This is a genomic window from Microbacterium sp., from assembly GCF_030149085.1.
In the GTDB taxonomy this organism is placed as follows: Bacteria; Actinomycetota; Actinomycetes; order Actinomycetales; family Microbacteriaceae; genus Microbacterium.
Map to the genome: position 1 here is coordinate 1 of NZ_JASBSF010000059.1, position 5,689 is coordinate 5,689.

At 66.8% G+C, this 5,689-nt stretch carries 6 protein-coding genes, 1 tRNA gene and 1 pseudogene; 7 read left to right on the plus strand and 1 reads right to left on the minus strand.

Features of this window, described 5'->3' with window-relative positions; all coding sequences use genetic code 11:
* The 5 genes and pseudogenes from Q1V87_RS02385 to Q1V87_RS02405 all read left to right on the plus strand — a co-directional run.
* A pseudogene (locus Q1V87_RS02385) lies at window positions 1-908 on the plus strand (L-arabinose isomerase); the annotation flags it as partial.
* 35 nt (window positions 909-943) lie between these two features.
* Window positions 944-1,906, plus strand: a complete 963-nt coding sequence (locus Q1V87_RS02390; protein ID WP_300590700.1) for an aldose 1-epimerase family protein — start codon at window positions 944-946, stop codon at window positions 1,904-1,906.
* Window positions 1,907-1,950: 44 nt separating this feature from the next.
* Window positions 1,951-2,328 carry a DUF5684 domain-containing protein gene (locus Q1V87_RS02395; RefSeq protein WP_300590701.1) on the plus strand — a complete coding sequence of 126 codons (378 nt, stop codon included), beginning with the start codon at window positions 1,951-1,953 and terminating at the stop codon, window positions 2,326-2,328.
* 85 nt (window positions 2,329-2,413) lie between these two features.
* Entirely contained in the window at window positions 2,414-3,034 is a 621-nt protein-coding gene (locus tag Q1V87_RS02400; protein WP_300590702.1) for an asparagine synthase, read from the plus strand.
* An 88-nt stretch (window positions 3,035-3,122) separates the two neighbouring features.
* Window positions 3,123-3,195, plus strand: a tRNA-Arg gene (locus Q1V87_RS02405).
* Window positions 3,196-3,253: 58 nt separating this feature from the next.
* Here Q1V87_RS02405 and Q1V87_RS02410 read toward each other — a convergent pair.
* Window positions 3,254-4,246, minus strand: a complete 993-nt coding sequence (locus tag Q1V87_RS02410) for a formylglycine-generating enzyme family protein (RefSeq protein ID WP_300590703.1) — start codon at window positions 4,244-4,246, stop codon at window positions 3,254-3,256.
* Window positions 4,247-4,336: 90 nt separating this feature from the next.
* Between Q1V87_RS02410 and Q1V87_RS02415 the strand changes: the two genes are divergently transcribed.
* Entirely contained in the window at window positions 4,337-5,074 is a 738-nt protein-coding gene (locus tag Q1V87_RS02415) for a CoA transferase (RefSeq protein ID WP_300590704.1), read from the plus strand.
* A partial coding sequence (locus tag Q1V87_RS02420; RefSeq protein ID WP_300590705.1) for an acyl-CoA dehydrogenase family protein occupies window positions 5,067-5,689 on the plus strand: 623 nt, incomplete at its 3' end. The genes Q1V87_RS02415 and Q1V87_RS02420, both read left to right, overlap by 8 nt.

The window sequence follows — 5,689 nt, forward strand, 5'->3', positions numbered from 1 at the left end:
AGATCCGGTTCGCGGTGCAGGTCAACACGTGGGGCGTCAACGAGCTCGCGGATGCCGTTGCTGCGGCATCCGACGCGCAGATCGATGCCCTCATCGACGAGTACGAAGAGCTGTACGAGATCGTTCCTGAGCTGCGTCGCGGGGGAGAGCGCCACCAGTCGCTGCGTGACGGAGCAGCGATCGAGGTCGGGCTGCGCTCGTTCCTGGAGGCCGGCGGGTTCGGTGCCTTCACGACGAGCTTCGAAGACCTCGGCGCGCTCAAGCAACTGCCCGGCCTTGCCGTGCAGCGCCTCATGGCCGAGGGGTACGGGTTCGGTGCCGAGGGCGACTGGAAGACTGCGATCCTCGTGCACGTCGCGAACGTCATGGGTGAGGGACTGCCCGGCGGTGCGAGCCTCATGGAGGACTACACCTACGACCTCGTCCCCGGTGACGAGAAGATCCTCGGCGCTCACATGCTTGAGGTCGCGCCCACCCTCTCCAGCGCCAAGGCGACTCTCGAGATCCATCCGCTCGGCATCGGCGGCAAGGATGACCCGGTCCGCCTGGTCTTTACCGCCGACCCTGGCCCCGCCGTCGTCGTGGCGATGAGCGACATGCGCGACCGGTTCCGCCTCGTTGCCAATGTCGTCGAAAACGTTGCAGCGCCCGACCTTCCCAAGCTCCCCGTCGGGCGGGCGATCTGGAAGCCGGCGCCTGACTTCGCGACGTCCGCGGCCTGCTGGCTGACGGCGGGGGCGGCTCACCACACCGTCATGTCGACAGCCGTCGGCATCGAGGTCTTCCGCGACTTCGCCGAACTCGCCGAGACCGAGCTGCTCGTGATCGATGAAGACACCACGGTCCGTGGCTTCCAGAAAGAGGTCCGCTGGAACCAGGCCTACTACCGCCTGGCGCAGGGTCTGTGACTCACCCTGCATCCGCGGTCAGGCAGACTGGCGATATGAATGATGAGTCCGTGGCCGTGATCCCGGCATCCGGAACGCAGTACACGATCACCGCTGGCGACTACGAGTCCACGATCGCAAGCGTCGGCGCGACCCTTCGAAGCCTCACCTACCGTGGCCGCGATCTTGTCGTACCGTTCGAGCCCGACATCGTCCGACCGTCCTTCCGCGGTGCCACGCTTGCGCCCTGGCCCAACCGCATCGTGGACGGTCGCTACGTGTTCCGGGGCCGTTCGTACGAGGTGGCTCTCACCGAACCGGGGCGCGGCCAGGCCCTCCACGGCCTCGCATCCTGGCTGGACTTCGCGCCCGTCGAGACGGCGGAGAGCTGGGTGACCCTCGGAGCCACGATCGAACCGCAGCAGGGGTATCCCTGGCGGATCCGTGTCGAGACGACGTTCGCGATCGGGGTGGACGGTCTCACTCAGCGGGTGAAGGCGACCAATCTGAGCCGCGACTTCGCGCCGTGGGGCACGGGTCCGCATCCGTATCTTCTCGCCCCGGGGACCCTGGATGACTGGATCTTCACGCTTCCGGCGTCCCAGGTGCTCACGGTCACCCCCGACCGGCTCTCTCCGGTCGGACTCCAGTCGGTGACTGCGGATGCCGAACGCTTCGATTTCCGTGAACCGCGGACTCTCGGTGCTGTCATGATCGACCACGCCTACACGGATCTCGTGCGCGACCGCGACGGACTCGTGACAGTCCGGGTGACCGATGCTCAGGGTGAGGGCACGTCGATCACGTGGGACTCGCGGTGCCCCTGGGTTCAGATCCACACGGCCGACCAGCCCGGCGGACCAGAGGCTCCCGGGCACCGAGCGGGTCTCGCCGTCGAACCGATGACATGCGCCCCCGACGCCTTCAACGATGAGAGCTACCCGTTCGACACGGGGCTCGCTGTGATCGCTCCGGGTGATGCTCACAAGGCGTCGTGGCGGATCGCTGCGCTTTCCTGAGAGTTAGCTGGAAGCGCAGGCCGCTTTCGCTCTAGGCTGTGGCCATGCTCGCAACTTCCATCACCGACCAGGCCAGTGTGTCCACCCTGTGGACGACGTCGCTCATCGGTCTTGCCATCTACGTCGTGGTCGCCATTGCTCTGTGGCGAGTCTTCTCGAAGGCGGGGTGGCCCGGCATCCTGGCGATCATCCCGATCGTGAACATGTTCATCCTCGTGAAGATTGCCGGATACTCCGCCTGGCTCGGTCTGCTGTACTTCGTGCCCATCGCCAACCTGGTGCTCGCAATCATCGTGGCGATCAAGGTTGGGGAGAAGTTCGGCAAGGGAGGCGCGTTCTCATTCTTCCTGCTGTTCCTGTTCCCATTCATTGGGTACCTGATCCTCGGTTTCGGCGACGCCCAGTACACCAAGCGCGCCTGAGTCCGATCCCACCACCCTTGCGGGCGCCGGCCACGGGTCGGCGCCCGCTCTCATGCCCCGATACCCTCTACCCAGGAGGTTGCGGATGGGCAGGACGGCCGATGCGATCGCCGAGGGCGTCATCATCGCCACCGCGGCGGCGCGCCTCAGCATCCGCAACCGGATTCTCGTCGACGCGATTCGCAACGACAGCGCCTTCTCGGTCGACGCCGTGAAGCCCTTCGCGCGGCGAACTCTCGAAGCACTCGCCGACGAGCAGTCGGCAGCTGCAGATCGCGCCCGGGCCGACTGGCGTCGTGCGTGGGGGAGACAGTCCGACCCGAGTGGGACTCACGATTATCGCGGGCGTGATTCCCGAAACCTGAGGCGGCGCGCCCGACAGTACACGGGGGTCGCCAAGCAACTCCGTGAGCGGGCAACCGACGACGCGGCACTCGAGCAGCTGATCGAGCAGGCACGCGATGCCGCGTGGGGCGATGTCGAATCAAACCTTGAGCGACGCCTGATCGTCGAGGCGATGCGGCCGGATCTCGACCCCGATTATGCGTCGATGCGTGCTGCACGCATGCAATCGATCAGGCTCATCGACCTGCCTCGCCTCTCCTCTCACCAGCGCCGACTGAGCACCTCACAGGGGTCTGCACCCATGATCGATGTCGACGACTCCGGTCCGGTTCCCGATGGTGGGAGCCCCGAGGGCGAGTGAACCGCGGCGAAGCCGCCGACGATTCGCCGTGCGGGGCACTCGTGGGGTAATCTGGACGCTGGTTTGCTCGCGGAAACGCGCGGACCATGCGCCCGTAGCTCAATGGATAGAGCATCTGACTACGGATCAGAAGGTTGGGGGTTCGAGTCCCTCCGGGCGCGCACTGTGTTGAGACAGTGATGAGGTCCCTGAGCCCTGTGGCTCGGGGACCTTTTCGTTTCAGCGCGCGCTCACCGTGCGAAAGCCAGCGTTGCCCATCGACGAGTCGGGGGTGTTCTGCGAGCGCGCGGAGTTGCGGTACCGGTTGCAGTACGAGATGTGGCAGAGGTAGCTGCCGCCGCGAAGGATGCGGGAACTGCCGTTTTCGGGGCCGCGGGGATCGGCATCCGTCGAGCGTGCGTAGTAGCCGGGATCGAACCAGTCAGCACACCACTCCCAGACGTTGCCGACGGGCTGCCACAGCCCGTAGCCGTTCGGGTCGAAGGTGCGCACCGGGGCCGTCGTGAGGAAGCCGTCGTCGAGCGTGTTGACGCGGGGGAACGGACCCTGCCAGATATTGACGCGCCACATGCCATCGGCTTCCGGCTCCTCATCACCCCACGGGTACTTCTTCCCGTCGAGGCCGCCGCGGGCCGCATACTCCCACTCCGCTTCGGTAGGCAGGCGCCGCCCTGCCCACGCGCAGTACGCCATGGCGTCGTTCCAGGAGACGTGCACGACAGGGTGATCGCCGAGCCCGTCGATCGACGAGTGCGCTCCGCCCGGATGCCGCCAGTCGGCCCCGCGAACTCCGAACCACCAGGGGGTCGCGGTGGGCTGCCCCATGATGTCGCTCTCGGGAGCCTGCAGCGCCAGATGGAAGACGGCGGAGAACCCGAAGGTTTCGGCCTCCGTGAGATAGCCGGTGTCATCGACGAATCGCGCGAAATCGTCGTTCGTGACGCTCGTCGTGTCGATCTCGAACGCGCTGATCGAGACGTCGTGGCTCGGGGTCTCGCCGTCACCGACATTGGCGTCGCCGGAAGAGTCGCCCATCACGAAGCGGCCCGCGGGGATCTGCGCTTGGGGGATACAGTGACGCGCACCCGACGAGGAGGAAGCGGCGGCGGCGGCGACCGGTGCCGTCCCGAGCGTCAGGAACTGCGATCGTCCCGGAGCGCCGCACGCGCATTCGGGTCCACATCCGCCCGCGGGTTCTGCGTCGACATCCATGCGATCCTCCTCCAGCAGGCTACTGCGGCAACCGGGGCACCCACGCTCGATAGGGTTGACTCACTCTCACTGGGAAGAGCGAGGAAGCGGATGCCTGGTCCGATGCCCCTGGACGGCGTCGTCGTCGCCGACTTCAGTCGCGTGCTCGCCGGTCCGCTCGCGGCATCCACGCTCGCCGACCTCGGTGCCGACGTGATCAAGGTGGAGCGCGCCGCATCGGGCGACGTCACTCGGCAGTGGGGTCCGCCTTGGACGGGCAACTCCTCGTCGTACTTCGAGTCGGCAAATCGGGGAAAGCGCTCGCTCGGCAATCGGCATCCGTCGATCGCGCCGTATGAGGCGCTCGACACCGGCGAGGGAGTGCTTGCGCTCGCCGTCGGAAACGACGCGCAGTTCGTGCGGCTGTGCGAGATCGTCGGTGACCCGGACCTTGCGGGTGATCCCCGCTTCGTCACGAATGCGCAGCGCGTCGCCCATCGGGATGAGCTGGCGGTAGCCCTCGAAGCTCGGCTGCGCAGCGACACCGCGGCATCCTGGGCAACGCGGCTGATGGATGCTGGTGTGCCGGCGGGCACGATCGGCACCGTCGCCGACGGCTTCGCGCTTGCAGAACATCTCGGTCTCGACCCCCGGGTTCCCGTCCCCGGTGGCGCTGACCAGATCCGGTCTCCGCTGCGGTTCGAGCGGACGCCGATCGGCCGGTACGAGCGTCCGCCGCGGCTCGACGAGCACGGTGATGAGATTCGCCGGTGGCTTGCGGCCGACCCCGACTCGATCGGTCAGGCGAGTGATCTGCCCGAAGGAGAAGACCGTGGCATCCATGGATGACGCCATCGACATCGCCGGCATCGATGGTCTGCTCAGCGATGATGAGCGCGCCACCCGCGATGCGGTCCGCGCGTTCGTCGAGCGGCGCGTGAGCCCCCACGTCGCCGACTGGTTCGAGCGCGGCGAGATCGATGATCTGCGCGGGCTCGCGAGGGACCTCGGGCAGCTGGGGGTCCTCGGCATGCACCTGGAGGGCTACGGGTGTGCCGGAATGTCGGCCACCGAGTATGGCCTCGCGTGCCTCGAGCTCGAAGCCGCCGACTCCGGCATCCGCTCGCTCGTGTCGGTGCAGGGTTCGTTGGCCATGTACGCGATCTGGCGCTGGGGGAGTGAGGAGCAGAAGCAGCGGTGGCTTCCCTGGATGGCTGCCGGAGAGGTGATCGGATGCTTCGGTCTGACCGAACCGGATGCCGGTTCAGACCCCGCGAGCATGCGAACGCGAGCGCGCCGCGACGGCGAGGACTGGGTGCTCGAAGGCCGGAAGATGTGGATCACGAACGGATCAGTCGCTGATGTCGCGGTCGTGTGGGCGCAGACCGATGGCGGTATCCGGGGGTTTGTCGTTCCGACGGACTCGCCGGGATTCTCGGCGCCCCAGATTCACCACAAGCTGTC